Annotated in this window: 28 protein-coding genes; 15 read left to right on the top strand and 13 right to left on the bottom strand. The window is 66.7% G+C overall.

The features are described from left to right. The first annotated feature begins 213 nt into the window (after positions 1–213). On the top strand, positions 214–927 hold the full coding sequence (locus tag SLQ30_RS09700) for a hypothetical protein (RefSeq protein WP_319446033.1): 714 nt from the start codon (positions 214–216) through the stop codon (positions 925–927). Positions 928–936: 9 nt separating this feature from the next. On the opposite strand, the gene SLQ30_RS09695 is transcribed toward SLQ30_RS09700, so the two are convergent. Then, positions 937–1,641: a ferritin-like fold-containing protein gene (locus SLQ30_RS09695; protein WP_319446032.1), complete on the bottom strand. Its 705-nt coding sequence runs from the start codon at positions 1,639–1,641 to the stop codon at positions 937–939. 252 nt (positions 1,642–1,893) lie between these two features. On the opposite strand from SLQ30_RS09695, the gene SLQ30_RS09690 reads away from it, so the two are divergent. Both SLQ30_RS09690 and SLQ30_RS09685 read left to right on the top strand, forming a co-directional pair. After that, a complete protein-coding gene (locus SLQ30_RS09690; protein WP_319446031.1) occupies positions 1,894–3,447 on the top strand; it encodes a DEAD/DEAH box helicase in 1,554 nt (517 codons plus the stop codon). A gap of 18 nt (positions 3,448–3,465) precedes the next feature. Further along, on the top strand, positions 3,466–4,722 hold the full coding sequence (locus SLQ30_RS09685) for a PQQ-binding-like beta-propeller repeat protein (RefSeq protein WP_319446030.1): 1,257 nt from the start codon (positions 3,466–3,468) through the stop codon (positions 4,720–4,722). On the opposite strand, the gene SLQ30_RS09680 is transcribed toward SLQ30_RS09685, so the two are convergent. Then, positions 4,719–5,519 carry a ParA family protein gene (locus SLQ30_RS09680; protein WP_319446029.1) on the bottom strand — a complete coding sequence of 267 codons (801 nt, stop codon included), beginning with the start codon at positions 5,517–5,519 and terminating at the stop codon, positions 4,719–4,721. The genes SLQ30_RS09685 and SLQ30_RS09680 overlap by 4 nt on opposite strands. A 54-nt stretch (positions 5,520–5,573) precedes the next feature. Between SLQ30_RS09680 and SLQ30_RS09675 the strand changes: the two genes are divergently transcribed. The 3 genes from SLQ30_RS09675 to SLQ30_RS09665 are packed head-to-tail and all read left to right on the top strand — an operon-like array spanning position 5,574 to position 7,761. After that, entirely contained in the window at positions 5,574–6,185 is a 612-nt protein-coding gene (locus tag SLQ30_RS09675) for an acid phosphatase (RefSeq protein WP_319446028.1), read from the top strand. Beyond that, positions 6,182–7,276, top strand: a complete 1,095-nt coding sequence (locus SLQ30_RS09670) for an isochorismate synthase (protein ID WP_319446027.1) — start codon at positions 6,182–6,184, stop codon at positions 7,274–7,276. The genes SLQ30_RS09675 and SLQ30_RS09670 overlap by 4 nt, the downstream gene beginning before the upstream one ends. Continuing rightward, entirely contained in the window at positions 7,273–7,761 is a 489-nt protein-coding gene (locus tag SLQ30_RS09665) for a GNAT family N-acetyltransferase (RefSeq protein WP_319446026.1), read from the top strand. The genes SLQ30_RS09670 and SLQ30_RS09665 overlap by 4 nt, the downstream gene beginning before the upstream one ends. Here the strand turns inward: SLQ30_RS09665 and SLQ30_RS09660 are convergent. Then, positions 7,707–8,138 (bottom strand): hypothetical protein, encoded by a 432-nt coding sequence (locus SLQ30_RS09660; RefSeq protein ID WP_319446025.1) that lies wholly within the window; start codon positions 8,136–8,138, stop codon positions 7,707–7,709. The two genes, SLQ30_RS09665 and SLQ30_RS09660, sit on opposite strands and share 55 nt — an antisense overlap. 50 nt (positions 8,139–8,188) lie before the next feature. On the opposite strand from SLQ30_RS09660, the gene SLQ30_RS09655 reads away from it, so the two are divergent. Both SLQ30_RS09655 and whiB1 read left to right on the top strand, forming a co-directional pair. After that, on the top strand, positions 8,189–9,157 hold the full coding sequence (locus tag SLQ30_RS09655; RefSeq protein ID WP_319446024.1) for a diacylglycerol kinase family lipid kinase: 969 nt from the start codon (positions 8,189–8,191) through the stop codon (positions 9,155–9,157). Between the two features lie 249 nt (positions 9,158–9,406). Beyond that, positions 9,407–9,661 carry a transcriptional regulator WhiB1 gene (whiB1, locus tag SLQ30_RS09650; protein WP_319446023.1) on the top strand — a complete coding sequence of 85 codons (255 nt, stop codon included), beginning with the start codon at positions 9,407–9,409 and terminating at the stop codon, positions 9,659–9,661. An 82-nt stretch (positions 9,662–9,743) separates the two neighbouring features. Here whiB1 and SLQ30_RS09645 read toward each other — a convergent pair whose 3' ends face one another. Together SLQ30_RS09645 and SLQ30_RS09640 are read right to left on the bottom strand one after the other, a co-directional pair. Then, entirely contained in the window at positions 9,744–11,243 is a 1,500-nt protein-coding gene (locus SLQ30_RS09645; protein WP_319446022.1) for a sensor histidine kinase, read from the bottom strand. Between the two features lie 38 nt (positions 11,244–11,281). Next, positions 11,282–11,497 carry a biotin/lipoyl-binding carrier protein gene (locus SLQ30_RS09640; RefSeq protein WP_319446021.1) on the bottom strand — a complete coding sequence of 72 codons (216 nt, stop codon included), beginning with the start codon at positions 11,495–11,497 and terminating at the stop codon, positions 11,282–11,284. A gap of 172 nt (positions 11,498–11,669) precedes the next feature. On the opposite strand from SLQ30_RS09640, the gene SLQ30_RS33105 reads away from it, so the two are divergent. Continuing rightward, positions 11,670–11,762 (top strand): 50S ribosomal protein bL37, encoded by a 93-nt coding sequence (locus SLQ30_RS33105; RefSeq protein ID WP_140691305.1) that lies wholly within the window; start codon positions 11,670–11,672, stop codon positions 11,760–11,762. 10 nt (positions 11,763–11,772) lie between these two features. Here SLQ30_RS33105 and rsrA read toward each other — a convergent pair whose 3' ends face one another. From rsrA to SLQ30_RS09620, 3 genes are all read right to left on the bottom strand, one after another. Continuing rightward, a complete protein-coding gene (gene rsrA, locus SLQ30_RS09630; protein WP_319446020.1) occupies positions 11,773–12,066 on the bottom strand; it encodes a mycothiol system anti-sigma-R factor in 294 nt (97 codons plus the stop codon). Next, a complete protein-coding gene (locus tag SLQ30_RS09625) occupies positions 12,063–12,707 on the bottom strand; it encodes a sigma-70 family RNA polymerase sigma factor (protein WP_319446101.1) in 645 nt (214 codons plus the stop codon). The genes rsrA and SLQ30_RS09625 overlap by 4 nt, the downstream gene beginning before the upstream one ends. A 219-nt stretch (positions 12,708–12,926) precedes the next feature. Continuing rightward, positions 12,927–14,138, bottom strand: a complete 1,212-nt coding sequence (locus SLQ30_RS09620; protein WP_319446019.1) for a PE-PPE domain-containing protein — start codon at positions 14,136–14,138, stop codon at positions 12,927–12,929. A gap of 125 nt (positions 14,139–14,263) precedes the next feature. On the opposite strand from SLQ30_RS09620, the gene SLQ30_RS09615 reads away from it, so the two are divergent. After that, positions 14,264–14,755 carry an aminoacyl-tRNA deacylase gene (locus SLQ30_RS09615; protein WP_319446018.1) on the top strand — a complete coding sequence of 164 codons (492 nt, stop codon included), beginning with the start codon at positions 14,264–14,266 and terminating at the stop codon, positions 14,753–14,755. Between the two features lie 18 nt (positions 14,756–14,773). After that, the gene (locus SLQ30_RS09610; protein WP_319446017.1) at positions 14,774–15,622 is read left to right on the top strand and encodes an NAD(P)-dependent oxidoreductase; all 849 of its coding nucleotides are present in this window, start codon (positions 14,774–14,776) and stop codon (positions 15,620–15,622) included. Here SLQ30_RS09610 and SLQ30_RS09605 read toward each other — a convergent pair. The 3 genes from SLQ30_RS09605 to SLQ30_RS09595 all read right to left on the bottom strand — a co-directional run bounded on the left by SLQ30_RS09605 (position 15,619) and on the right by SLQ30_RS09595 (position 19,172). Next, positions 15,619–16,791 carry an NDMA-dependent alcohol dehydrogenase gene (locus SLQ30_RS09605; RefSeq protein ID WP_319446016.1) on the bottom strand — a complete coding sequence of 391 codons (1,173 nt, stop codon included), beginning with the start codon at positions 16,789–16,791 and terminating at the stop codon, positions 15,619–15,621. The genes SLQ30_RS09610 and SLQ30_RS09605 overlap by 4 nt on opposite strands. After that, the gene (locus SLQ30_RS09600) at positions 16,788–18,335 is read right to left on the bottom strand and encodes an aldehyde dehydrogenase family protein (RefSeq protein WP_319446015.1); all 1,548 of its coding nucleotides are present in this window, start codon (positions 18,333–18,335) and stop codon (positions 16,788–16,790) included. Before SLQ30_RS09600 ends, SLQ30_RS09605 begins: the two co-directional genes overlap by 4 nt. An 81-nt stretch (positions 18,336–18,416) precedes the next feature. Continuing rightward, complete coding sequence (locus tag SLQ30_RS09595; RefSeq protein ID WP_319446014.1) at positions 18,417–19,172, bottom strand: SOS response-associated peptidase; 756 nt, start codon at positions 19,170–19,172, stop codon at positions 18,417–18,419. A gap of 36 nt (positions 19,173–19,208) precedes the next feature. On the opposite strand from SLQ30_RS09595, the gene aroA reads away from it, so the two are divergent. From aroA to SLQ30_RS09575, 4 genes are read left to right on the top strand one after another with little or no spacing between them, the layout of a single operon-like run. Continuing rightward, positions 19,209–20,504, top strand: coding sequence for a 3-phosphoshikimate 1-carboxyvinyltransferase (gene aroA / locus SLQ30_RS09590; protein WP_319446013.1), 1,296 nt, complete (start codon positions 19,209–19,211; stop codon positions 20,502–20,504). Beyond that, the gene (gene rsgA / locus SLQ30_RS09585; RefSeq protein WP_319446012.1) at positions 20,501–21,490 is read left to right on the top strand and encodes a ribosome small subunit-dependent GTPase A; all 990 of its coding nucleotides are present in this window, start codon (positions 20,501–20,503) and stop codon (positions 21,488–21,490) included. The genes aroA and rsgA overlap by 4 nt, the downstream gene beginning before the upstream one ends. Positions 21,491–21,493: 3 nt before the next feature. After that, positions 21,494–22,177, top strand: coding sequence for a class I SAM-dependent methyltransferase (locus SLQ30_RS09580; RefSeq protein ID WP_319446011.1), 684 nt, complete (start codon positions 21,494–21,496; stop codon positions 22,175–22,177). Further along, positions 22,174–23,022 carry an aldo/keto reductase gene (locus SLQ30_RS09575; RefSeq protein WP_319446010.1) on the top strand — a complete coding sequence of 283 codons (849 nt, stop codon included), beginning with the start codon at positions 22,174–22,176 and terminating at the stop codon, positions 23,020–23,022. Before SLQ30_RS09580 ends, SLQ30_RS09575 begins: the two co-directional genes overlap by 4 nt. An 18-nt stretch (positions 23,023–23,040) precedes the next feature. Here the strand turns inward: SLQ30_RS09575 and SLQ30_RS09570 are convergent, their stop codons facing one another. Both SLQ30_RS09570 and SLQ30_RS09565 read right to left on the bottom strand, forming a co-directional pair. After that, on the bottom strand, positions 23,041–24,306 hold the full coding sequence (locus tag SLQ30_RS09570; RefSeq protein WP_319446009.1) for a fatty acid desaturase: 1,266 nt from the start codon (positions 24,304–24,306) through the stop codon (positions 23,041–23,043). A 68-nt stretch (positions 24,307–24,374) separates the two neighbouring features. Then, positions 24,375–25,511 (bottom strand): ferredoxin reductase, encoded by a 1,137-nt coding sequence (locus tag SLQ30_RS09565; protein WP_319446008.1) that lies wholly within the window; start codon positions 25,509–25,511, stop codon positions 24,375–24,377. Positions 25,512–25,610 lie beyond the last annotated feature (99 nt).

Raw genomic sequence — 25,610 nt, 5'->3', positions numbered from 1 at the left:
TGTTGCAGTGTCTCGGCCAACGCTAGTGGACGCACGCACCGACGCGCCGAGCCGGGCGCTACGCGGATGGCGAACACCGACTTTCGGTCGCCCAAGCGCGTACCCAACCGAGTCCTGACCGTGACCAAGTACCCAGCGCGTCAACCTCATCCGTCACTTCTGCCCCGATAGCATCGGGTTCATTCACAGCCAAGACGACTCTGGGGCAACGGCATGAACAGGCCATACTCGTACTCCTCCTCGACTTCGCGGCGCACTGCGTCCGACGACTACCACGCAGACGGCCTCGTCGAGGACTACGACGATTACGAAGCGGACGACGACTACGAGGACTACGACGCGGACGAGGTCTACGCGTACACCGAGCCGCTCGACCGACGTTGGATCTGGGTGGCCGGAGTGGCGGGCGCGGTCCTGCTGGTAGCGGTGATCTGCACGGTGGTCATCCTCGGCGGAGGCGACAGCGGCTCGGTCAAGGCGACCTATGCCCCACCGACGGCAACGTCGGCCCCCGCCACCACTCAGAAGGCGCCACCGCGGACGCCGTCGATGCCGGCGCCCGTACCGCTACCCACCACGCCGCTGACGCCGGAGACCGTCACCACGCTGTCGCCCGCACCGACTGCCGAAGCCGTGCCAACCGTGGTCGCACCCGCGCCGCGCACGGTCACGTATCAAGTGACGGGCAATCGCCAGCTCATCGACCTCGTCACCGTGATCTACACCGACCAGCAGGGCGCGCTGCAGACGGACGTCAACGTCGCGCTGCCGTGGATCAAGCAGGTGGTGCTCAATCCGGGTGTCGACCTGAGCTCAGTGACGGCGACCAGCATGCTGGGTCAGCTGAACTGCTCGATCACCGACGCCTCTGGCGCGACGCTGGCGGCGCAGAACAACAATTCGATGATCGCCACCTGCACCAAGTAGCGGGGGCGGCTAACCGAGCCCGAGTTCGCGCATCCGGGTGCTGTGGGTGTGCTGCAGCCGATCGAAGAACTCGGTGAGCCGGCCCAACCCCTCACCACTGGACACCACGAGATCGACCAACTCATCGCGGTCCGCCAGCACGAACTGCGCCTGCGTGATGGCCTCGCCGAGCAACCGGCGTGACCACAGCGCCAGCCGATGGCGCTGCTTGTCGCTGGCCGTGACCGCGGCCTTGACCTCCGCGACGACGAACTGGGAATGCCCGGTCTCCGACAGCACGGCACGCACCACGTCGGCCGCCTCATCAGGCAGCGTGTCGGCGATCTCGAGGTAGAAGTCGGCGGCGAGCGCGTCACCGACGTACGTCTTCACCAAGGCCTCCAGCCAGGTGCTGGGCGTGGTCAGCCGGTGGTAGTTCTCCAGCGCGGAGGCGTATTTCGTCATCGCGGGAACCACGTCGACGCCGCGCTTGTCCAATGCGTCGCGCAGCAACTCGTAGTGATTCATCTCGGCTGCGGCCATGCTGGCCATGTTGATCCGACCCGCCAGATTGGGCGCCATCCGCGCTTCTTCGGTGAGCCGGTAGAACGCCGCCACCTCGCCGTAGGCCAACAATGCGAACAGTTCGGCGATGCCGGGATGGTCGATCGACACACCGCACTCAACGGGCTTTACCGACGGTTCGGGAGAGGCCGCACCGGGCGTCGGAGTCATGGCCCAACTGTAGACGGCGGGCGGTACCCACCGGCGACATGAGGTCGACCAGCTATGATGGCTGTGGCCGCGGCTCGCGTTGAGTTCGTTTTTCCCGTCTTGAGCCTGCCGCGATCGCAGAAATGTGCGTGCACGTGTTGGCCCGCCTCCCGCAGACCTCAATCCGTAGGCCGGGGCCGATGTGCTCTTTCGCGAAACTCGTGCGCGCGTGACGCCACCGAGGAATGACATCGAAAGGCCATTTGGCAACGCATGACTTCACCCATTACTGAACCAACCACCGAGGCTTCGGCCGACGAGCCCGTATCCGCACCCGTCATCGAACCCACCGCAACCTTTGCCGAGCTCGGCGTGCGCGAAGAGATCGTCCGCGCACTCGCCGACAACGGCATCGAACACACCTTCGCCATTCAGGAGCTAACGCTCCCGCTCGCCCTGGCCGGCGACGATCTGATCGGCCAGGCCCGTACCGGAATGGGCAAGACCTTCGCCTTCGGCGTGCCACTGCTGCAGCGGATCACCACCGACACCGAACGGCCGCTGAGCGGTATCCCCCGCGCACTCATCGTGGTCCCCACGCGCGAACTGTGCCTGCAGGTCTTCGGGGATCTTGCGGCTGCGTCCAAGCACCTCGCCGCAGGCGACCGTAAGTTGACCGTGACCTCCATCTACGGCGGCCGCCCATACGAGGCGCAGATCGAAGCCCTGCAGAACGGCGTCGACGTCGTCGTCGGCACGCCCGGTCGCCTGCTCGACCTGGCCCAGCAGGGCCACCTGCAGCTCGGCGGACTGTCCGTGCTGGTGCTGGACGAGGCCGACGAGATGCTCGACCTGGGCTTCCTGCCCGACATCGAGCGCATCCTCAAGCAGATCCCCACCGACCGTCAGGCGATGCTGTTCTCGGCGACCATGCCGGATCCGATCATCACGCTGGCCCGCACGTTCATGAACCAGCCGACGCACATCCGTGCCGAGGCGCCGCAATCCTCCGCCACCCACGAGAACACCACGCAGCACGCGTATCGCGCGCACGCGCTCGACAAGGTCGAGATGGTGGCCCGCATCCTGCAGGCCGACGGGCGCGGCGCGACCATGATCTTCACCCGCACCAAGCGCACCGCCCAGAAGGTCGCCGACGAGCTCGCCGAGCGCGGCTTCAAGGTCGGCGCCGTCCACGGCGACCTGGGCCAGGGCGCGCGCGAGAAGGCACTCAAGGCTTTCCGCACCGGTGAGGTCGACGTACTGGTCGCCACCGACGTCGCAGCCCGCGGTATCGACATCGACGACATCACCCACGTCATCAACTACCAGATCCCCGAGGACGAGCAGGCCTACGTGCACCGCATCGGCCGCACCGGCCGCGCGGGCAAGACGGGCATCGCGGTCACCCTCGTCGACTGGGACGAACTGCCCCGCTGGACGATGATCGACAAGGCCCTCGGGCTGAACAACCCCAATCCCGTCGAGACGTACTCGAGCTCACCGCACCTCTACGCCGAGATGGCCATCCCGGCCGAGGCAGGCGGATCGATCGGCAAGGCCACCCGCACCGCCGACAGGCCGAAGCGCGAGGGCCGCGACGGCGAGAAGCGCGAGTCGCGCGACCGCGACACCGAGCGTCCAGCCCGCACCCGCAACCGGTCCCGTCAGCGGACCCGCGGCGGCAGCTCTGCGAGCGGCCACGTGGAGGCCGCCGAATCCAACGCAACCGGTAGCGAGTCCTCCGAGGGTGGCGATTCGGCCAGCCCGGCCCGCAAGCGCCGTCGGCGTCGTCGTCCGAGCACCGCTGCGACCAACGCCGGCTAGCGGGCCGACCACTAGCCAATGGTCAAGCGCTGGCCCATGTCCGGGTTCAAGCCCTGGAGCTCAACTCCTCCGGAGCGCCGTACCAAGGGTGACGTGCTCGCGGCGGTTGCGATCGTCGCCGTCATCGCCGTCGCTGCCACGTTGATCTGGTGGACCAGCGATGCGCGTGCCACGGTCAGCCGCCCGGCCGCCTCACCGGTGCCTGCACTCAAGCTGGCCAAGGCCGTACCGACCTCGCTCAAGCAGCTCTGGACCGCGCCAAGCCCCAAGACGACCCGACCGGTGGTCGTGGCGGGCAGCGTCGTGACGGGCGACGGGCACCAGGTCTACGGCCGCGACCCCGGCACGGGAGCGGTGCTGTGGAGCTACGCCCGTGACGCCGACCTGTGCGGGTTGACCTCCGTCTACGAGGACGCCGTCGCGGTCTACCCCGACGCGAGGGGCTGCGGTCAGGTCAGCACCATCGATGCGAAGACGGGCCGCCGCGACGCCACCCGGACGTCCTACTCCGACGCCGCGGTGCACCTGTCGACTGACGGCACCACCGTGCTGTCCTACGGAGCCACCCGACTCGAACAGTGGCGCTCCGACATGGTCCGCATGTTGAGTTGGGGCGCGCTGGATGCCCGCATCAAACCCAAGGTGCCCGTCCAGCCGCTGTGCCGGCTGGTCTCGGCGAAGGCAAGCCCGTCGGCGGTGTCGGTGCTGGAATCCTGCCCCGGACAGACCGCGCCGCGGCTGACGCTGCTGCGCGCCGGCAAGGACGAAGACGAGCCGCTGGTCAAGTACGTGCAGCTACCCGGAGTGCCCAACGACGACAGTGCGCGCGTGATCGCCGTCAACGGCACCACCACGGCCATCTACGTGCCGAAGCCTCAACCGGTCGTCAATGTCATCGACGAATCCGGCACGCTCACCGTCAGCACGCTGATGCCCAAACCCGCGTCCCCACTTGCGGTCCCGTCGCATCCGGACGACGACCTGGTCACCTGGTGGACCGGCGACAGCGTCATGGTGTTCGAGGCCAACGGGCTGCGCTACAAGTACACGGTCAGCCCGACCGGAGGGCAGGCACCGGTGGGCCCGGCGACGATCATGGCCGGGAAGTTGCTGGTCCCCGTCTCCACCGGTTACGACGTGTTCGATCCCGAGACCGGAGCAGGGGTAGGCCACCTGCCGGTCACCCGCCCGCCGAGTGCGGCGGCCGTCGTGCCCGCGGTCGCCGGCAGCACCGTGCTCGAACAGCGTGGCGACACGCTGGTCGCGCTGGGCTAGGCCTCGGGGGCGAACGTCGGCAGCGCCTTGCCGGCCTTCCAGTACCTGAGCAGCGAATTCGCCAGCTCACGATAAGCGTTGGCGCCCTTGTTCTTTCGGCCCGCAAGCACCGATGCACCTGACGCACTGGCCTCGGCGAAGCGCACGGTTCGCGGGATCGGCGGCGACAAGACCGCCAAGTCGTACCGGTCGGCGACGTCCAGCAGCACGTCCCGGCTGTGCGTGGTGCGCGAGTCGTAGAGCGTGGGCAGTGCGCCAAGCATCGTCAGGTCGGCGTTCGTGATCTGCTGGACGTCGGTGACGGTGCGCAGGAACTGTCCGACACCGCGGTGGGCGAGCGTCTCGCACTGCAGCGGCACCATCACGTCGTTGGCCGCGGTCAACCCGTTGAGCGTCAAAACCCCCAGCGAGGGCGGGCAGTCGATGATCACGACATCGAAAGGGTCGGTATTTGCAATTTTGGCGAGCGCCCGCTTCAGCGCGTACTCCCGCCCCGCACGCATCAACAGCATCGCCTCAGCCCCGGCCAGGTCGATGTTGGCGGGCAGCAGCGTCATGCCCTCCGCCGTCGACACCAGCGCCGCGTCGGGTTCGACGTCGCCGAGGAGCACTTCGTGTATCGACACCCCCAGCTTGTCTGGATCCTGCCCAAGCGAGAACGTCAGACAGCCCTGCGGATCGAGGTCGACCAGCAGTACTCGCTTGCCCTTCTCCGTCATAGCCGCGCCCAGGGACGCGACCGTCGTCGTTTTGGCGACCCCACCCTTTTGATTGGCGACCGCAAGTACCCGCGTCACGTGTTCATCCTGGCACGCGCAACTGTTAAACGGGCGTGCGGCACAATCTCGAGTGTGAGTGTCGAACGGTATCGGCTGCTGTTGCTGCGGCACGGCGAGACCGAGTGGTCGAAGAGCGGCAAGCACACCGGCCGCACCGACCTCGAACTCACCGCGGAGGGTCGCGAGCAGGCCACATTGGCCGCCGAGGCGCTGGCCGACCTCGCCCTACGCGACCCGTTCGTGGTGAGCAGCCCCCGCCACCGGGCATTGGTCACCGCCGAACTCGCCGGCCTTTCCGTCGACGAGGTGTCACCGATCCTGGCGGAGTGGGACTACGGGGACTACGAGGGGCTCACCACACCCGAGATCCGCGAGACGGTGCCCGACTGGACGGTGTGGGCCTACGGGTGTCCGAACGGCGAGAGCGTCGACGCCGTGACCGTGCGCGCCGACCGCGCCGTCAGCCTGGCCCTGTCCCACATGGAATCGCGCGACGTGGTGTTCGTCGGCCACGGACACTTCTCGCGGGCGGTGATGTCGCGCTGGGTCGAACTGCCGCTGTCCGAGGGCATCCGGGTGTCGATGGCGGCGGCCTCCATCTCGGTGTGTGGATTCGAGCACGGTGTGCGCCAGCTCGCCGCATTGGGCCTCACCGGTCACACGAACCCCTGTCTGCCTCAATGACGGGCGCTCCGTCGTTCGTACTCACCGGGCCCGACGGCGTGATCGTCGCGGAGGGCATCACGACCGCGTACTCCCGATTGGCGGACGCCCGGGCCGCACTGGCCGACGGGACTGCGCCGATCATCGTGGGCGCCTTGCCGTTCGACGTCTCCGGTGCGACCGCACTGATGCAGCCGGAGGTCATGCGCCACTACGACGCGCTGCCAGACTGGCCAGTGCGCACCCTGCCGACCGTGCGAATCGACGGGATGCTGCCCCCGCCGGACGTGCACCGGGCCCGCATCGCGACTGCGCTTGCGGCCCTCAACGATCCGCACAGCGGACTGCACAAGGTAGTGCTTGCGCGCGCGCTCCACCTGGTCGTCGACGGCACACTCGACGACGCGACCATCATCCGACGACTTACCGAAGATACCGCCGCCAGAACGTATTTCGTCGACCTCAGCGCCGCGGACGGCGAACACACCGGGACGGCGCTCGTCGGGGCCAGTCCCGAACTGCTCGTCGCGCGCCGCGGCGAACTGGTCACCTGCCGCCCGTTCGCCGGGTCGGCCCCCAGGTCCGCAGATCCGGCAGTCGACCGGGCGAACGGATTGGCCTTGGCGGAGTCGGCGAAGAACCGACACGAACATCAATTGGTCGTCGACGAGGTGCGCAAGGCACTCGAGCCGCTGTGCGTCGACCTGCAGATCGCGCCGGAACCCGAACTGAGCAGCACGTCGACGGTGTGGCATCTCAGCACGCCGATATCGGGATACGTGCGCCAATCATCCACCACTGCACTTGATCTCGCGGTAGCACTGCACCCCACCCCCGCCGTCGGCGGCGTGCCCCGCGGGCCAGCAGGAGAACTCATCAACGCACTCGAAGGGGACCGCGGCTTCTACGCGGGCGCGGTCGGCTGGTGCGATGCGACCGGCGACGGAACGTGGGTGGTATCCATCCGGTGCGCCGTGCTCTCGGCGGACCGGCGCAGCGCCGTCGCACGATCGGGTGGCGGCATCGTCGCCGAATCGGATCCCGATGAAGAAGTGGCCGAGACCACGACCAAGTTCAAAACCGTACTTTCCACATTGGGGGTAGCAGAGTGACCGTCGACATCCGTCCCGCCCGCCAGGGCGACGAAGCCGAATTGACCGCTATGGTGCGCGAACTCGCCGAATTCGAGCACGCCGCCGACCAGTGCACGCTCACCCCGGAGCTGTTGACCACAGCGCTGTTCGGGCCCTCACCTACCGCGTGGGCGCACGTCGCCGAGGTGGATGGCAAGCCCGCAGGCTGTGCGCTGTGGTACCGCACCTTCTCCACGTGGGATGGCGTCGCGGGCCTGTACCTGGAAGATCTGTTCGTACGGCCGGAGTTTCGCCGTCACGGGTTGGCCCGCAGGCTGCTGTCCACGCTCGCGGGCGTGTGCACGGCCTCCGGCTATACGCGCCTCGAATGGGCAGTGCTCGACTGGAACGTCAACGCGATCGCCCTGTACGACGCCGTCGGCGGCCGACCTCAGAGCGAGTGGATCACCTATCGAGTGTCGGGCCCCGAGCTATCCGAACTCGCAGCCCCGCCGGACGCCTGAGCGGCCCATTGCAGCGCGGACGGGCTGAACAGCAGGACCAGCACCGCCACGGCCACGATGGCGACCGGTACCCCGTATCCCCACTGCGCCGAGCCGACTGCCATGTACCAGGCCACGGGTAACAGCAGCAGCTGCGCGAATACCGCCAACCCGCGGCCCCAGCGTCGGCCGGTCCACAACGCCCACCCCGCAGCGAGCACCGCGGTGCCCATGATCGCGAACCAGGCGGCCGTGCCGAACCCGCTGAGCCACGGCGGATCTTCGGTGCCTGCCAGATGCCGCACCACCAGCACGACGGCGACCAGCACGGCCGCCGCCCCCTCGAGGGCCACGACGGCACCAGCCTGACGCACGGTCGCCGGTGATGGAACGATCACGACGGCCAGCGTAGAGGTTGGCCCGCAGGCTTTGGCTAGGCTCGAGTCCCGTGCGAGCCGTGCTGATCGTGAATCCCAATGCCACGTCGACGACTGCGGCCGGTCGCGACCTGCTCGCCCACGCCCTGGAGAGCAGGGTCGAGTTGAACGTGGTGCACACCGACCACCGCGGCCACGCCATCGAGATCGGCAGGGACGCCAAGCGTGACGGCATCGACGTCGTGATCGTGCACGGCGGAGACGGCACGGTCAACGAGGTGGTCAACGGCATCCTCGGCGAGTGCGGAGCAGGCCTTCCGGCCGGACCGGCACCGGCCGTCGGCGTGGTGCCAGGAGGGTCGGCAAACGTGTTCGCGCGGGCGCTCGGCATCAGTCCCGACCCCATCGAGGCGACCAACCAACTCATCGACCTGCTGACCGCCTACCGCAGTGGCACCCCGTGGCGACGCATTGGCCTGATGGACTGCGGCGAGCGGTGGGGCGTATTCACCGCCGGAATGGGCGTCGACGGAGCCGTGGTGGCTGCCGTGGAGGCCCAGCGGGAGAAGGGCCGCAAGGTGACCGCGGCGCGCTACATCAGGGTCGCCATCCGCGAGATGCTGGCCAGCGCCCGAAGGGATCCGATGCTGACGTTGCACCTGCCCGACCGGGAGCCGATCGGTGGCGTGCACTTCGCCTTCGTGTCGAACTCGAGCCCGTGGACCTACGCGAACGCCAGGCCAGTGTGGACGAACCCCACGACGACGTTCGAGACGGGACTGGGGTTGTTTGCCACCACGAGCATGAACGTGTGGGCGAACCTGAAGCTGGTGCGACGGATGAACGCTCGCAAACCGAAGATCGAAGCGCGCCACCTCGTACGCGACGACGATCTGCGCTGGCTGCGTGTAACCAGTGACAACCCCGTGGCCTGCCAGATCGACGGAGATTACGTCGGATTGCGCGAAACCATGACGTTCACGTCAGTACCGGATGCGCTGGGCGTGGTTGCACCGCCCGCAAACTCCCTTGACCTGTGATTCGGCTATCACTCTGTCAGATTTAGGGCGCAAGTGGTCTGAGTGTAGTACAAACGGTTGAGGGTGCTGCCAACGCGGTACCAGCTAAAGACGAAGTGAGATTGCACACGTGTTAACGCGCCGCTATTGACATCTGTTCAGCCTGTGGAAACCTTAGATGCAACAGTGCAGAAACATTTCGTGTGCACGCGTTAACAGCCGAAGAAAAGCTCGTGCGCGTTGCTGCGCACATAGTGAGGAGTTGGGACCATGGATTGGCGGCACAAGGCGGTCTGTCGTGACGAAGATCCGGAACTGTTCTTCCCGGTAGGGAACAGCGGACCGGCACTTGCGCAGATTGCTGACGCAAGACTGGTGTGCAACCGCTGCCCGGTCACCACCGAGTGCTTGACCTGGGCATTGGACTCCGGCCAGGACGCCGGCGTCTGGGGCGGGATGAGCGAAGACGAGCGCCGTGCGCTCAAGCGACGCAATGCGCGCACGAAAGCACGCACCGGCGTCTAGCTCGCAGACAATTAGCAGATTGACGGCCTCGGAGAAATCCGGGGCCGTAAGTCTGTGCGCATTCAAGCAATTAACGACGGCGTTACTGGGGCAACCGCGTCTTGCGACCCAGCGGAACGCGCAGGACCACGTCCGTGCCCCCGCCCGCTACGTCGTGCATGCCCAGCGAGCCGTCCAATTCGGCCGCCACCAGGGTGCGCACGATCTGCAGGCCGAGCCGGTCCGACTTCTCCAGACTGAAGCCCTCCGGTAGCCCGCGGCCGTCGTCGTGGACCACGACGTCGAGCCAGCGCGCCGAACGCTCGGCCCTGATGGACACACAACCCTGATCGGCGACGGGGTCGTAGGCGTGTTCGAGGGCGTTCTGAACCAGTTCGGTGATCACCATGATCAGCGCGGTGGCTCGGTCGGCGTCGAGCACGCCGAGGTCGCCCTCCCGCACGATCCTGATGGGATGGTCGACCGACGCCACGTCGTTCATGATCGGCAGGATCCGGTCCACCACCTGGTCGAGGTTGACCTCTTCGTCGACCGACATCGACAGCGCGTCGTGGACGAGCGCGATCGACGACACCCGGCGCACCGACTCGATGAGCGCCTCCCGGCCCTCGGCGTTGTTGGTGCGACGGGCCTGCAGCCGCAGCAGTGCCGCCACCGTCTGCAGGTTGTTCTTCACCCTGTGGTGAATCTCACGGATGGTCGCATCCTTCGACAACAGCGCCCGGTCCCGCCGCTTCACCTCGGTCACGTCGCGGATCAGCACGCCTGCACCCGCCGCGCTGCCGTGCACCACCAGCGGCAGCGTCCGAAGCAACACCGCTGCGCCGCCCGCGTCGACCTCCATGCGCATGCTCGAGCCTCCGGCCAGGGAATCCCTGACGTGGTTGGCGAGTTCCTGCGCCTCGAATGGGTCCGAAATCAGTGGCCGCGTGATGGCGACCAGGTCATGGCCCTCGAGTTCGGCGGCGAGTCCCATGCGGTGATAGGCCGAGATGGCGTTAGGGCTGGCGAAGACGACAGACCCGTCTACGGCCAGCCGAATGAATCCGTCACCCACCCGGGGGCTCGACCGCGACATCGCCAAATCGCCAACGTTGGGAAAAGTGCCCTCCGACAGCATGTGCAGCAGATTGCGCGCACAGTCCAGATAGGCGCGTTCCAGCGGACTGGCCTTACGCCGGTCGGCCAAGGCCGTCTGATGCGTGAGTACCGCCACCACCTGACTGCCGTGCCGCACCGGTACGGCCTCTACGTTGAGCCAGCTACCATCGCGCGAATCACCTTGTCCGACATCGCTTTCCCGGCCGATGTGGCCGGACGTGAACGCAGAGGTCACAACCGGCATGTCGTCGGCGGTGTTGAGCGTGCCGACGGCGTCGGCCAAGAGCACGGTTGGCGCGGTATTGGGTCGCACCTGCGCGACACAGACGAGTTCACCGTCGTCGCGGCGCACCCACATCAGATAGTCGGCGAACGAAAGGTCGGCCAGCAGTTGCCATTCCCCCACCACGGCATGGAGGTGGTCTACGGCAGTGCCGGGCAGCACTGTGTGCTCGGCGAGCAGGTCACCGAGCGTCGACATGGTTGCTCCGCCAGGCCTTCAAAGGGAGCGGCAGATGCCTAGCTGATGACGGCGATGAGATCGCCGGCCTGGATCACGTCGCCGACGGCGACACTGACGGTGGTCACGGTGCCTCCCACTTCGGCGAGCACGGGAATCTCCATCTTCATGGACTCCAACAGAACGACGGTGTCACCCTCGCCGATCTGATCGCCCTCGCTGACCACGACCTCGAGCACACTGGCCACGATCTCGGCGCGAACGTCCTCGGGCATACTCACTCCACTCGTCACTAGGTACTCGCGGCCGGCGCACACCTGCCTGCCCGGTACATCGAACCACACCACCGCGTTGGTGATGCACCGCCGCGGCCATGAGATACTGGTGGACAAGCTACTCAATCATTTCGGATCCATTCGGATCATTTCGGACGTACTGGAGGACCTCATGGCCAAGCGTGGCCGCAAGAAGCGTGACCGCAAGCACACCAAGGCAAACCACGGCAAGCGCCCCAACTGCGGCTCGAAGGCAGTGAAGTAAGCGCCCTGCGCTAGCCGCCTCTAATGATGGTGGTGCGGCTGATCTCGATGCGCAGCCGCGCCCTCAGCGTGTCCGGCGCCTTCTCCCCACTGCACTTGGTGGCGATCAGGCGCTTCACCCGCTCCTCGACGCCGTAGTGCCGTAGGCAGGCCGGGCATTCCTCGAGGTGATGCTTGAGCTTGTCCCTGGACTCCGACGAGCATTCACCGTCGAGCAACGTCCATACCTCGGCGATGACGGCGGCACACTCGGGATGCTCGGGATCTACTGGGCCGACCGGCGGGCGGAATTCGTCGTCGCTCATGAGGACACCTCCTCGGGGGTCGCTGCGCTTCGATTGAACCCGCGCTCGCGTGCGACGTCGCCCAACAGCTCGCGCAGTTGCTTGCGGCCTCGATGCAGCCGGGACATCACCGTTCCGATGGGTGTTTCCATGATCTCGGCGATCTCCTTGTACGGGAAGCCTTCGACGTCGGCGTAGTAGACCGCCATCCGGAAGTCTTCTGGCAGTGCCTGCAGCGCCGCCTTGATCTCGGTGTCGGGCAACGCTTCCAATGCCTCCACCTCGGCCGACCGCAACCCGGTCGACGTGTGCTGGGCGTTGGCCGCGAGCTGCCAGTCGGTGATCTCCTCAGTGGGGTACTCGGCTGGCTGGCGCTGCTTCTTGCGGTAGCTGTTGATGTAGGTGTTGGTCAGGATGCGGTACAGCCAGGCTTTGAGATTGGTGCCCGCCCGGAACGACCGGAAGCCGGAGTAGGCCTTGACCATGGTCTCCTGGACCAGGTCCTCGGCATCCGCGGGATTGCGGGTCATGCGCAGTGCGCCACCGTAGAGCTGGTCGATGAGCGGAATCGCGTCACGTTCGAATCGCGCCGTGAGTTCCGCGTCGCTTTCCCTGGCCTCGTCCGTAGCCTCGGCGAGCGCTGGTCCATCGACGTCGGTCATCTGACTCGACACCGTCCCTTCGGTAGCGGCTCCGTCGAACAGCACCGGAAACATCACCGGGTGTTCCAAGCAGGCCGTGGGCACCACAGTCCCCTTCCCAATCCTAGAGGTAGCGACCGACAACTTGCCTGACCGCACTGACTGCACCGAATAACAGCGTGCGTGGGGCGCCTTGTTCCCATCCGTGCTCCCACGGCGCCCAACGCCCCCGGTCGACGGCTATGCAGGCCCTTTGCTGGTGTCAGACGATCGGCGGCCGCCGTGCCGACCGGTGTCGGAGTTGGTTGGCTTGGCGACGCCACGGGTCGACGGCGCGACAGCCGAATGCCGCGGCGTGGCGCCGTTGGACCGACTTCCATGCAAGCGCGGTTGGTGCACCGACCTGCTGTGACGAGGCCCGGCGGCGGCATGGCGCGACGGGACGGTGAAACGCTCGAGGTCGGTCAGATTCGCCGTGGCATGGATGCCGATTCTGTGCCGGGGAGCCACTCGATGGATGGCCGCGCCGGTGACCGACGCGACGCGAGAAGCAGTGTTCACCACGGCCTGGAGCGCCTTCTGCCCTGCGGCCGTGTACGCCGAGTCGATGACGCGCTGCAACGGGACTTGGACGGCGTCGAGCAGACGCTCGTCGACGCCGAGATCCTGGAATGGCCGCAGGATCGGAAGCAGCCCCGTGTTGGGAATCAGGTACGTGGTCGTCGTCGCGCCCAACGAGTTGGTCGTCGTCGTCACGTTGCCGGCGGGAAGACTGGCCAAATCCCCGGCATAGTTGGGCTGGTCGTGCAGGTAGAACGCACCGAGCACCGCATTGACGTCCGCCAGGACGTTGAGTTGCCGTGCAGGCCAGTCGGCGATGCCGTCGTACTGCCGGGTGATGTAGACGGTGTCGAAAGGTGTCTCTGGGGCGCTGACGAACGTCAGTCCTGGCAGGCGCAGGCCGGCGTTGCGCCCCATGATGCCGGTCGGGGAGGTCGGATCCGCAACCCGAACGACGGTGATGTCTGTGTTGGCGGGCAGATTGGCCATCAGCGCGCGCAGCTCGACGCTGAGCACGACGTCGCCCTGTGACACTCCGACGAGTTGGATCGGCTCCCCGGCGGGAACGGCGCGAATCGCCGCATCTAACGCCGAAACACCCTGTGCGACAGACTTATCCAGCGCGATGGTGCCCGCGAATGGAGCGAACGAGGCCGGGTATCCGATCTGCTGGGCTTCGGTCGCGAACCGGGTCAACCCCGGATCGAGCGACGACAGGTCGACGGGTCCCGATTTCTGCGGCGTTTGTGCAGTGCCCGGCACGTAGAAGGTAGTGGTTGCATGAGCAGTTGCCGCGATTACCGTCACCGCCACGACAGACGCGGTTGCCGCCGTCGCCAGTCCGCCAACGACGTGTACGGCGCGCTTGCCGCTGCACGAATTTCCCCCCATTGCCCGACTCCCGTTGGGACAAAAACTTATTGACGTGTGCGTTAGCAGCAATGTATCCGACCAATCGCGGATCGGCCACCGGTGTGGAGGTACAGGTGCCAGCGAGCTCCCCGTAGGGTGAACCGGTGGCACGTGCAGCAACGCCTGCGATCGCGGCGCTCGTCGCTGCGGGCGTGCCCCACGAGGTGCTGGCCTACCACCACGATCCGCGCAACGAGTCGTTCGGGGACGAGGCCGTCACCGCATTGGCCGCCACCATGGACGTGTCGGCCGAACAGGTCTTCAAGACGCTGATCGTCGCCGTGCCAAAGGGGCTCGCCGTCGCGGTGCTGCCGGTGCCGTACAAGCTGTCATTTAAGGCCGCGGCCGCAGCACTAGGCGTTCCGAAGGCCGAAATGGCCGACCGAGCGGCCGCCGAGCGGTCGACCGGCTACGTCATCGGCGGTATCTCGCCCCTTGGCCAGCGCAAGCCGTTGCGGACCGTCGTCGACGACTCGGTGCTCGCATGGGACCGAGTGCTGTGCAGCGCCGGGAAACGAGGCCTACAGGTAGCCCTGGCGCCGGACGATCTGGTCCGACTCACCAAGGCGGTGACCGCCGACATCCTGGCGGGCTGACAGTTCTATGGTGAGGTCATGTCGCTCTCTGGGAAGACCATGTTCATCTCCGGCGCCAGCCGCGGTATCGGGCTGGCGATCGCCAAGCGGGTCGCCGCCGACGGCGCCAACGTCGCGCTGGTCGCCAAGACCGCCGAGCCGCACCCCAAACTCGACGGCACCATCTACACGGCGGCCAAGGAGATCGAGGACGCCGGCGGCCAAGCACTGCCGATCCTCGGCGACGTCCGCGACGGCGAATCAGTGGAATCCGCAGTGGCACAGGCGGTTGCGCAGTTCGGTGGCATCGACATCTGTGTGAACAACGCCTCGGCGATCAACCTCGGATCCATCACCGAGGTGCCACTGAAGCGGTTCGACCTGATGAACGGCATCAACGTCCGCGGCACCTACGCGGTGTCCCAAGCCTGTATTCCGCACATGAAGGGCCGGGCCAACCCGCACATCCTCACGTTGTCGCCGCCGCTGCTGCTCGAGTCGAAATGGCTCAAGCCGACGGCGTACATGATGGCCAAGTACGGCATGACGCTGTGCGGGCTAGGCATTGCCGAGGAGTTGCGGGCCGACGGGATCGCGTCGAACACGTTGTGGCCCAGGACCATGGTGGCCACCGCAGCGGTGCAGAACTTACTCGGCGGCCCCGAGGCGATGGCGCGGGCCCGCAAGCCAGAGGTGTACTCGGACGCCGCCTACGTGATCTTCAACAAGCCCGCGACCGAATACACCGGCAATGCGGTGCTGTGCGAGGACGTGCTGGTCGACTCCGGGGTGACCGACCTGTCGGTGTACGACTGCGTGCCCGGTTCTGAACTCGGCGTCGACCTGTGGGTCGAGACACCGAACCCGCCCGGCTACACAGGCCCCTAACCTCTCCCGCCGAACTCGATGATGCCCCGGATGTTTCGGCCCTCGCGCATGTCGATGATCGCGTCGTTGAGCTGGTCGAGGTGGTAACGCCGCGTCACCAACTCATCGAGTTTGAGGTGGCCGTTGCGGTACATCGACAACAGCATCGGCGTGCTTGCGCGCGGATTCATGCCGCCGTACAGCAGTCCCTTGAGCGTCTTGCAGGACTGCAGCATCTCGGCGAGCACGAGCGGGACCATGCCCACCTCCAGCTTCGAGGCCGCGGTGATCAGGCACGTGCCCCCCTTGCTGGTCAGCATCAGTGCGGGTAACAGCATTTCGGGGCGAAGCACGCCTGGCGTCAACACCACCCGGTCGGCCATCACTCCCCTGGTGAGTTCGTGCACCAGCGGAAACGCTGCCTCGATCGACGGACTGGTATCCGTTGCACCGAAGAACTTGGCCGTATCCCGTTTGAATTCAACGGGATCCACCGCGATGACGTTGTTGGCACCCGCGGCGCGTGCACCCTGGACCGCGTTGATGCCCACCCCGCCGGTGCCGATCACCACCACCGTGTCACCGACTTGCGTCCCCACGCCGACGGTTCCCGAGCCCCAGCCGGTCGTCACGCCGCACGACACAAGAGACGCTGCCTCGAACGGTATCGACTCGTCGATCTTGACCACCGACTCTTCGGCCACGACGGCGTATTCGGCGAACGTGCCCGTGTTCGTCATCGCCATCAGATCCTCGTCGCCGAGGTGACGCCGTCGGGTGCCGTCGGACACCATCTCCTTGGACAAGATCATGGCGCCGTTGTCGCACAGGTAGGTCTTGCCCGAAACGCACCACCGACACGAACCGCACGCCGCGATGAACGACATCGCGACGTGATCGCCCGGCTGCACCGACCGCACGCCGGGACCGACCTCCGCAACGACGCCAGCGCCTTCGTGCCCGCCGAGCAGGGGGAAGTAGTCCACTGGTGGCACACCGCTGGCTTCCATGACCGCCGCAAGGTCCGGTGTGGGAACCATGTCGCCGGTGGTGAAGTGATCGTCCGAGTGGCACACGCCGGCCACGGCCATCTTGACGAGCACCTCGCCCTCGCGCGGCGGATCCAGCGTGATCTCCTCGACCGCCCAGTCCTGGCCGACCCCTCGCAGGACGGCCCCCTGACACTTCACCGCCGGTCTCCTCGCGGCGTAATGCCGATGCGGCGCAAGCCGTGGGCAGCCCCCGCGCGCACGACGCCAAGCGCGACCCGGAACTTGCGCCGCGAGTACGGATACCAGAGCACTTCCTTTTCCTGGGTGGGTACCCGCGGCACCGTAATCGCTTGCTGCCGACAATATTTCAGCAACCCGTCGGCGCCACCGTTGCGCGACCCGATGCCGGAGTGCTTCCACCCTGGCATCGGCAGCGCGAAGCTGAACCCATTGACCAAGGCGTCGTTGACGTTGACGGCGCCTGCCTCGAGGCGACGCGCCACCCGCTGACCGCGCTCGAGGTCGCGGGTCCATACCGTTGCGGACAAACCGTATTTCGAGTCGTTGGCCAACCGGATGGCCTCGTCCTCGTCGGCGACCTTGACCACCGGCAGCGTCGGGCCGAACGTTTCCTCGGTCATGCAGGACATCGACTGCTCGACGTCGGCCAGCACGGTGGGCTGGAAGAAGGTGCCGATGCCGGTCGGCTTTCCGCCGACGGTGACGCGGGCCCCGGCGTCGACGGCCTGGTCGACGTGGCGGGTCACGATGTCGCGTTGCGCCGCAGTGGCCATCGCCCCGACGTCGAACCGGTAGCCGTGGTCGTCCTGACCCTGTCGCAGCCGGCCCACCTTCTCGGTGAGCTTGGCGACGAACTCGTCGTACACCGGTGCCTCCACGTAGACGCGCTCGATGGAGATGCACACCTGGCCCGAGTTGAACATCCCGCCCCACGCGATGCCATTCGCGGCCCGCTCGAGGTCGGCGTCGGCGAGCACCAGCGCGGGATCCTTGCCCCCGAGTTCGAGGCTGTACGGGATCAAGCGCTCCGCGCAGGCCATCGCCACCTTGCGACCGGTCGCCGTCGAACCCGTGAAGTGCACGTAGTCGGAGTTGGCGATCACGGCCGCCCCGGTTTCCGCGTACCCCGTCGTCAGCGCGAGTACCGGCGGCGCCCCAATCTCGGCCCACCCGCGGGCGAACTCAACGGCGCTGAGCGGCGTGACCTCCGACGGCTTCAGCAACAGCGCGGCGCCCGCCGCTAGCGGGGCTACGCCGTCAAGCGTCGCATTCATGAACGGGAAGTTCCATGGAATGATCAGGCCGACAACGGGATACGGCCGATGGACGGTGGTCAATCGCTTGGTCTTGCCCAGCGGGCTGTGCGCCTTCGGATGGCGATCCGCAAGGAAGGTCTCGGCATTGCCCGCCCAGTAGTTCAGCAGGTCTGCGGACATCGGCGCCTCCATGGAGGCTTCGGCCCTCGGCTTGCCGGTCTCCGACTGCAACACGTCGGTGATGCGTTCGGCGTTGTCGAACACCCAGTCCTGGAACTTGAGCAGCCATGGCTTGCGGCCGTTGGCGCCCATCGCCTCCCACTCGGGCTGGAACAGCCGTAGCTCGCGGGCTTTCGCGGCAACGGTCTCGGCGGTGTCGATGGGTACTTCGCCGACGACGGTGCCGTCGGCCGGATTGCGCACTTCGATACTGGTCAATCGTGGTTGGGCATGCAGATCCGTCATGGAGAAATGGTGCGCTTCCAAGCACACCGCACACTGAGTATTCGACTACTCAGGTCGGCGAAGTTCCCGGTCCGCGGCCCGCTACAGCAGCGTCGCCTGCTCCGGCTCCGGCTCCGCCGGCTCGATGAGCTCAGGGCCGTTGTTGCGAACGCTGTTGACCAGCCGGGATACCTCCCGGATCTCGATGCGGTCGAGGTCGCCGTGGCCGCGCAGCAGTCCCTCGTCGATGGGGGCGTCGGGATCCAGCCAGCGGTCCCAGTCGCCCTTGCTGATGGTCAACGGCATCCGGTCGTGGATCTCGGCCAAGGGACCCGCCGAGTCGGTGGTGATGATGGTGCAACTGAGCAGCGGCGGCGTGTCCTTGGGGGACTCCTTGGGCCGCCACGTCGACCACAGACCCGCCATGAACAGCAGTTCGCCGTCCCCGCCGTACATGTAGAACGGCGTCTTGGCGCCCTTCTGCCCGCGCCACTCGTACCAGCCGTCCATCGGTACCAGGCAGCGTTTGCCCTTCGCGGACGTGCGGAAGGCATTCGAGGTGGTGACGGTCTCGGCGCGGGCGTTGATCAACAACGGCCCCTTCTTGGTGTCCGGTCCACCGTCATCGGCCGTCTTCACCCACGGCGGGACGAGGCCCCAACGCATCAGCCGCACGCGGCGCGTGGACTCGTCGTCGGGCTCGCTGTGGCGCTTCACGACAGTGGTGACAGTGGTGGTCGGGGCGACGTTGTAGTTCGGCTGCGGCGGGTCCTTTTCGGCAGGCGTCGCTTCATCGATGGCCTTGATCTTCTCGGCCAGCAGCGCCGGGTCGGTGGTCACCGCGAATCGCCCACACATGCAGTCCATGGTTCCAGATGCACCCGACAAGGCAGGATGGGCTCCGTGAACCTGTGGCCCGCTCCGTCCACCGCTGCTCCCGTGCGCGCGACGGTCACGGTGCCTGGCTCGAAGTCGCAGACCAACCGCGCCATGGTGCTAGGCGCCTTGGCCGCGCCGCAGGGCACGTCGACGCTTCGCGGGGCGCTGCGCAGCCGCGACACCGACTTGATGATCGGCGCGTTGCGCACCCTCGGCCTGGAGGTCGAGGGGTCCGACACCGAGCTATCGATCAGCGGGACCGTGGCCCCACGGGCCGACGCGCGCATCGACTGCGGGTTGGCGGGCACGGTGCTGAGATTCGTGCCGCCGGTCGCCGCGCTCGGCGCCGAGGTCGTCACCTTCGACGGCGACGAGCAGGCCCGCATCAGACCCATCGCTCCCCTGCTCGACGCGTTGCGTGGACTCGGCGTGGCACTCGAAGGCGACACATTGCCGTTCCAGGTGCGCGGCACCGGTTCGGTGGCGGGCGGCACGGTGGAAATCGACGCGTCGGCGTCGTCGCAGTTCGTCTCGGGACTGCTGCTGTCCGGAGCCACGTTCGCCGACGGCTTGACCGTCGTCCACACGGGCACCGCCGTACCTTCGGCGCCGCACGTCGCCATGACGGTCGCCATGCTCCGCGACGCAGGGGTGGCCGTCGACGACTCGAAGGCCAACCGCTGGCGCGTGGAACCCGGGCCAATCGCGGCGCGCCACTGGGACATCGAACCCGACCTTTCCAACGCGGTGCCGTTCCTGGCCGCCGCGCTCGTCACCGGCGGGCGGGTGCGGGTGACGGGCTGGCCACGGGACAGCGTGCAACCCGCCGACACCATCACCGCGTTGCTGGAGCAGGTGGGTGCCGTTGTCCGGCATGAGGATTCGTACCTAGAGGTGACGGGCCCGCCGAGGTATTCGGGGTTCGATGCCGAGTTACGCGACGTGGGTGAACTCGCACCGTCGGTCGCCGCGCTCGCGGCGTTGGCCGAACCGGGCACGGTCTCGAAGCTCACCGGCATCGCACACCTGCGCGGACACGAAACCGACCGGCTGGCCGCATTGTCCACCGAGCTCAATGGATTGGGCGGCCAGTGCGAGGAGACCTCCGACGGGCTGGTCATCACGGCTCGGCCGCTGCATGCCGGGGTGTGGCGCTCGTACGCCGACCACCGGATGGCGACCGCGGGTGCCATCGTCGGGTTGCAAGTACCCGGCGTCGAGGTCGAGGACATCGGAACCACCGCCAAGACGCTGCCCGACTTTCCGCAAATGTGGGCCGACATGCTGAGCGGGGTCCACGAAAGCCCTTGAACGCGAACGACTATGACGAGTCCGACGTCCGGGTGCGCTCCGGGCGCGGCTCGCGGCCGCGAACCAAGACGCGCCCCGAACACGCCGATGCTTCCGATGCGATGGTCGTGACGGTCGACCGCGGACGGTGGGGTTGTGCGCTCGGCGGCGACCCGGCGCAGGTTGTCACTGCCATGCGCGCACGCGAGCTCGGCCGGACGCCGATCGTCGTCGGCGACGACGTGGGCATCGTGGGCGACGTGTCGGGCCGACCCGACACACTTGCGCGCATCGTGCGCCGGGGTGAGCGGCGAACGGTGTTGCGCCGCACCGCCGATGACACCGATCCGACGGAACGCGTCGTCGTCGCCAACGCCGACCAGCTCCTGATCGTGGTGGCGCTTGCCGATCCACCCCCACGCACCGGATTCGTCGAACGGTCCCTAATCGCCGCCTACGTCGGCGGATTGGACCCGATCCTGTGCCTGACGAAGTCGGACCTGGCCGCCCCAGAGTCGTTCGCCGCGCAGTTCGCCGGCCTCGAGCTCACGGTCGTGACTGCCGGGCGCACCGATCCGCTGGAGACGATCAAGGGTTTGGTCACCGGCAAGGTCACGGTGTTCCTCGGCCATTCCGGCGTCGGCAAGTCGACGCTGGTGAACCGCCTGGTTCCAGACGCCGACAGGGCCGTCGGGGTCGTGTCGGGGGTCGGAAAGGGCAGGCACACGTCGACGCAATCGGTGGCGCTGCCGCTGCCGGGGTCGGGCTGGGTGATCGACACACCGGGCATCCGGTCGTTCGGGTTGGCTCACGTCAAGGCCAACGACGTCATGCTCGCGTTCTCGGATCTGGCCGTGGCCATCGAGGATTGTCCCCGCGGCTGCGGCCACCTCGGTCCGCCCGCCGATCCGGAATGCGCGCTCGACGGGCTTACCGGTGCGGCTGCCGACCGGGTAATCGCCGCGCGCCGACTGCTCGCCGCGCTTGCCGAAGGCGCCGCGTACTAGCCCATGGACTACCTCGAGCGCACCCGCGACGGCTATGACGCCACCGCCGTCGAGTACGCGCGACGCTTCCACCGCCACCTCGACGACAAGCCGGTCGAGCTTGCGATGCTGTCGGCGTTCGCAGGGCTGGTGAAGGCGACGGGCCGGCCCGCGGTCGCCGACGTCGGATGTGGCACCGGTGCGACGACGGCGATACTCCATCAGCTCGGCACGTCGCCAACGGGAATCGACTTGTCCTCCAACATGATCGCCGAGGCTCGTCGACTGAACCCGCAGTTGCCGTTCCACGTTGGCACGATGACGGGGCTCGACCTCGCCGAAGGCAGCGTCGGTGGCGTATGCGCGTGGTACTCCACGATTCACGTACCGGACGACGACCTGGCACAGGTCTTCGCCGAGTTCGGCCGGGTGCTGATACCCGGTGGCATCGCACTGCTCGCGTTTCAGGTCGGCGACCATCCGCTTCATTTGACCGAGGCGTTCGGGGTGTCCGTCGACGTGGAGTACCACCGGCGACGGCCGGAGTCGGTCGAGGCCATGCTGAGCGCAGCGGGACTGCTCCCTTACGTACGCACCGTGCGCGACGCCGACGACGACGGGCTTGAGTCCACGCCTCAGGCCTTCCTGCTCGCACGCAAGGGGTCCGCCTTGAGCGTCCCGGCGCCAAGGGGCACGCTGTATTCGTGAGCAACGTACCCAACATCGAATTGAACGACGGCAACACCATCCCTCAGTTGGGGTTCGGCGTCTTCCAGATCAAGCCTGACGAGACCGCAGACGCGGTGAAGGCCGCGCTGGGCGTCGGCTACCGGCACATCGACACCGCGGAGATGTACCAGAACGAGAAGGGTGTCGGCCAGGGCATCCAGGAAGCTGGTGTGGACCGCGGCGACGTGTTCGTCACGAGCAAGCTCAACAACGGGCTTCACGAACCGGACGATGCGCGCCGCGCGTTCGACAAGACGTTGGCGGCGCTCGGCTTCGACTACGTGGACCTCTTCCTGATCCACTGGCCGCTGCCCACGCTGTACGGCGGCGACTTCGTCTCGACCTGGCGCGCCCTGGAAGAGTTCAAGGCCGACGGCCGCGCCCGCAGCATCGGGGTGTCGAACTTTCAGGTCGCCCACCTCGAGCGGTTGGCGGAGGAGACCGACACCGTGCCTGCGGTCAATCAGATCGAGGTGCACCCGTACTTCGGCAACGAGGACGTCCGCGGCTTCGACGCCAGGAAGGGCATTGCGACCGAAGCCTGGTCACCGATCGCCCAGGGCAAGGTGCTCGGCGACCCCGTGATCACCCGGATCGCCGAATCGGTCGGGCGCTCTCCCGCCCAGGTGGTGTTGCGCTGGCACCTCCAGCGCGGTGACATCGTGTTCCCGAAATCCGTTACCTTGCAACGGGTCAAGGAGAACTTCGAACTCTTCGACTTCGAACTGAGCTCGGTCGACGTCAACGCCATCAACGAACTCGACAAGGGTGAGGCCGGTCGCACCGGCCCGAACCCCGACAAGTTCGACTACATCCCGAAGTAGGCCCCGTTGAGATAGCGCTTAGGCGGCCAACGCCTTGCGCTCGGCGCGCTTGCCACGGCGGCGTGCGCGTACCGCGGCGATCGACGACTTCAGCCCACGCCGCTGGCCGGACTCAGTGGAACCAACGCCCGATTCCAACTCGAGGAACATCCGCTCGCTGCGAGTCTCAGGGGCATCGTCGGACGTGTCGCGCAGCCAGGTGTTGGGCAGGGACAGCTTTGCGATGGTCCGCCACGTCTTTCCGTACTGAAGCAGGAAAGAGCCAGTGGTGTAAGGCAAGTCGTACTTGTCGCACAACTCCCGAACCCGGAACGAGATCTCGTGCAGCCGGCTGCTTGGCAGGTCCGGGTACAGGTGATGCTCGATCTGGTGGCAGAGGTTGCCGCTCATGAATCGCAGCAGCCAGCCACCCTCGAAGTTCGCGCTGCCAAGCATCTGCCGCAGGTACCACTGTCCCTTGGTCTCGCCCACCATGTCGGTCTTGGTGAACTTCTCTGCGCCATCGGGGAAGTGCCCGCAGAAGATCACGGCGTTGGCCCAGACGTTGCGGATGACGTTGGCCACCGCGTTGGCCTTGAGTGTCGACGTGAACGTCGCTCCTGGCGACAGTGACGTGAGCGCCGGGTAGGCGACGTAGTCCTTGACCACCTGGTGGGCGGCCTTGATCCCGAACTCGCGCACGCGCACCAGCGTGGCGGCGCGGTCGTCGCGGCCCTTGGAGATCTTGCCGAGCTCCAGGTGCTGCAACCCGACTCCCCACTCGAACCCGATGGCGAGCAGCGTGTTGAAGAGCAGGTTGCCAACGACGTTGAACGGCTTCCAGCGCTGGTCGCGGGTGACGCGAATGACGCCGTAGCCGACGTCGTCGTCCATCCCGAGGATGTTGGTGTACTTGTGGTGCATGAAGTTGTGGGTGAAGCGCCAGTGCTTGGACGACCCGCTCATGTCCCACTCCCATGTCGAGGAGTGAATCTCGGGATCGTTCATCCAGTCCCACTGGCCGTGCATGACGTTGTGGCCGATCTCCATGTTCTCGATGATCTTGGCCACGCCGAGCGTCGTCGTGCCTGCCCACCAGGCAGAACGGCGCGAACTAGCGGCGAGCATCAGCCGGCCGGCCACTTCGAGCGCACGTTGGGTGGCGATGGCGCGGCGGATGTAGCGCGCGTCGCGGTCACCGCGGGAGTCCTCGATGTCTTGGCGGATCGCGTCGAGTTCGATCGCCAGAGCGTCAATGTCGGAGTCGGTCAGATGCGTGAACTCCGGTACGTCGGTAATCGCCATCGGTCACCCTCCTTTCGTCACCTACGTTAGCGTAACCTACGACTACGTAGGTTACCGGTCAGTAAAGGTCAGACGTCCAGCACGCAATCGCCGGAAGCTGCGGAAATACACGTCTGTATCCGACTTCCCGGTTCGTGTTCGACACCGGTCCGCAAATCGCGTACGTGACCTTCGACGAGCGGCACCACACACGACTGGCAGATCCCCATCCGACAGCCAAACGGCATCCGCACACCCACCTGCTCCCCCGCATCCATAAGCGAGGTCGCGGCGTCGGCGGTAGCCGTCTTGCCGCTGCGTTCGAACGTGACGGTGCCACCTGCGCCGTGCACGGCCCCGCGCGATGCGGCGAACCGCTCCAGGTGCAAGCGTTCGCCGATTCCGGCCGCCGACCACAGTCGATCAGCGTCGGTGAGCATGCCCTCTGGCCCGCACGCCCACGTTTGACGCATCCGCCAGTCCGGCACTTCGTCGGCCAACTGCGACAGGTCCAGCCTGCCGTCGGTCCTGGTGGCCCGCACCCGCAGCCGGTAGCCGTCGTGCGCGGCGGCCAGCCCCGCGAGTTCACTCGCGAATAGCACATCGGATTCCGTTGGGGCCGAATGCAAGTGGACGACATCACCGACCTGGTCGCGCCGCTCCAAGGTGCGCAACATCGACATCACCGGCGTGATCCCCGATCCGGCCGTGAGGAACAGCACCGATGCAGGCGCCGGATCCGACATGACGAAGTTGCCTTGCGGCGCGGCCAACCGAACGATGGTTCCTGGCGCGACTCCGCCGACCAGGTGCGTGGACAGGAAGCCCTCCGGCATGGCCTTCACGGTGATGGTGATGGTTCGCGCGCCCCTTACCGGGCTAGAGGTCAGCGAGTACGACCTCCACCGCCAGCGCCCGTCGATGAGCACCCCGATGCCGACGTACTGGCCTGGGTCGTAGTCGAAGGAGAAGCCCCACCCCGGCTTGATCACCAGCGTCGCGGAGTCGACGGTCTCCCGCCGCACGTCCAGCACCCGGCCACGGAGTTCGCGCGCCGACCACAACGGATTGGCCAGTTTCAGGTAGTCGTCGGGCAGCAGCGGTGTGGTGACGCGGCCGACGACGGTGCGCAAGGCGTGCCAGGCAGGATGATCCTTCGCGCCTGCTATCGCAGGTCGCTGGGTATCGACGACGTTGGCGGCGATCTTGATTTCGTGCTTCGCCATGAACGGCTCCTGATCAGCTGTCGCGATTGTCCACGGACCGGAGTCTGGGGCCCACTGGATCAAACCTACGGTACCGTAACTTACGGTGGCGTTTCCAGC

The sequence above is a fragment of the Mycobacterium sp. RTGN4 genome, from assembly GCF_033804635.1.
In the GTDB taxonomy this organism is placed as follows: Bacteria; Actinomycetota; Actinomycetes; order Mycobacteriales; family Mycobacteriaceae; genus Mycobacterium.
The sequence above is the reverse complement of the archived record's forward strand: the minus strand, read 5'-3'. Positions and strand labels throughout refer to the sequence as shown.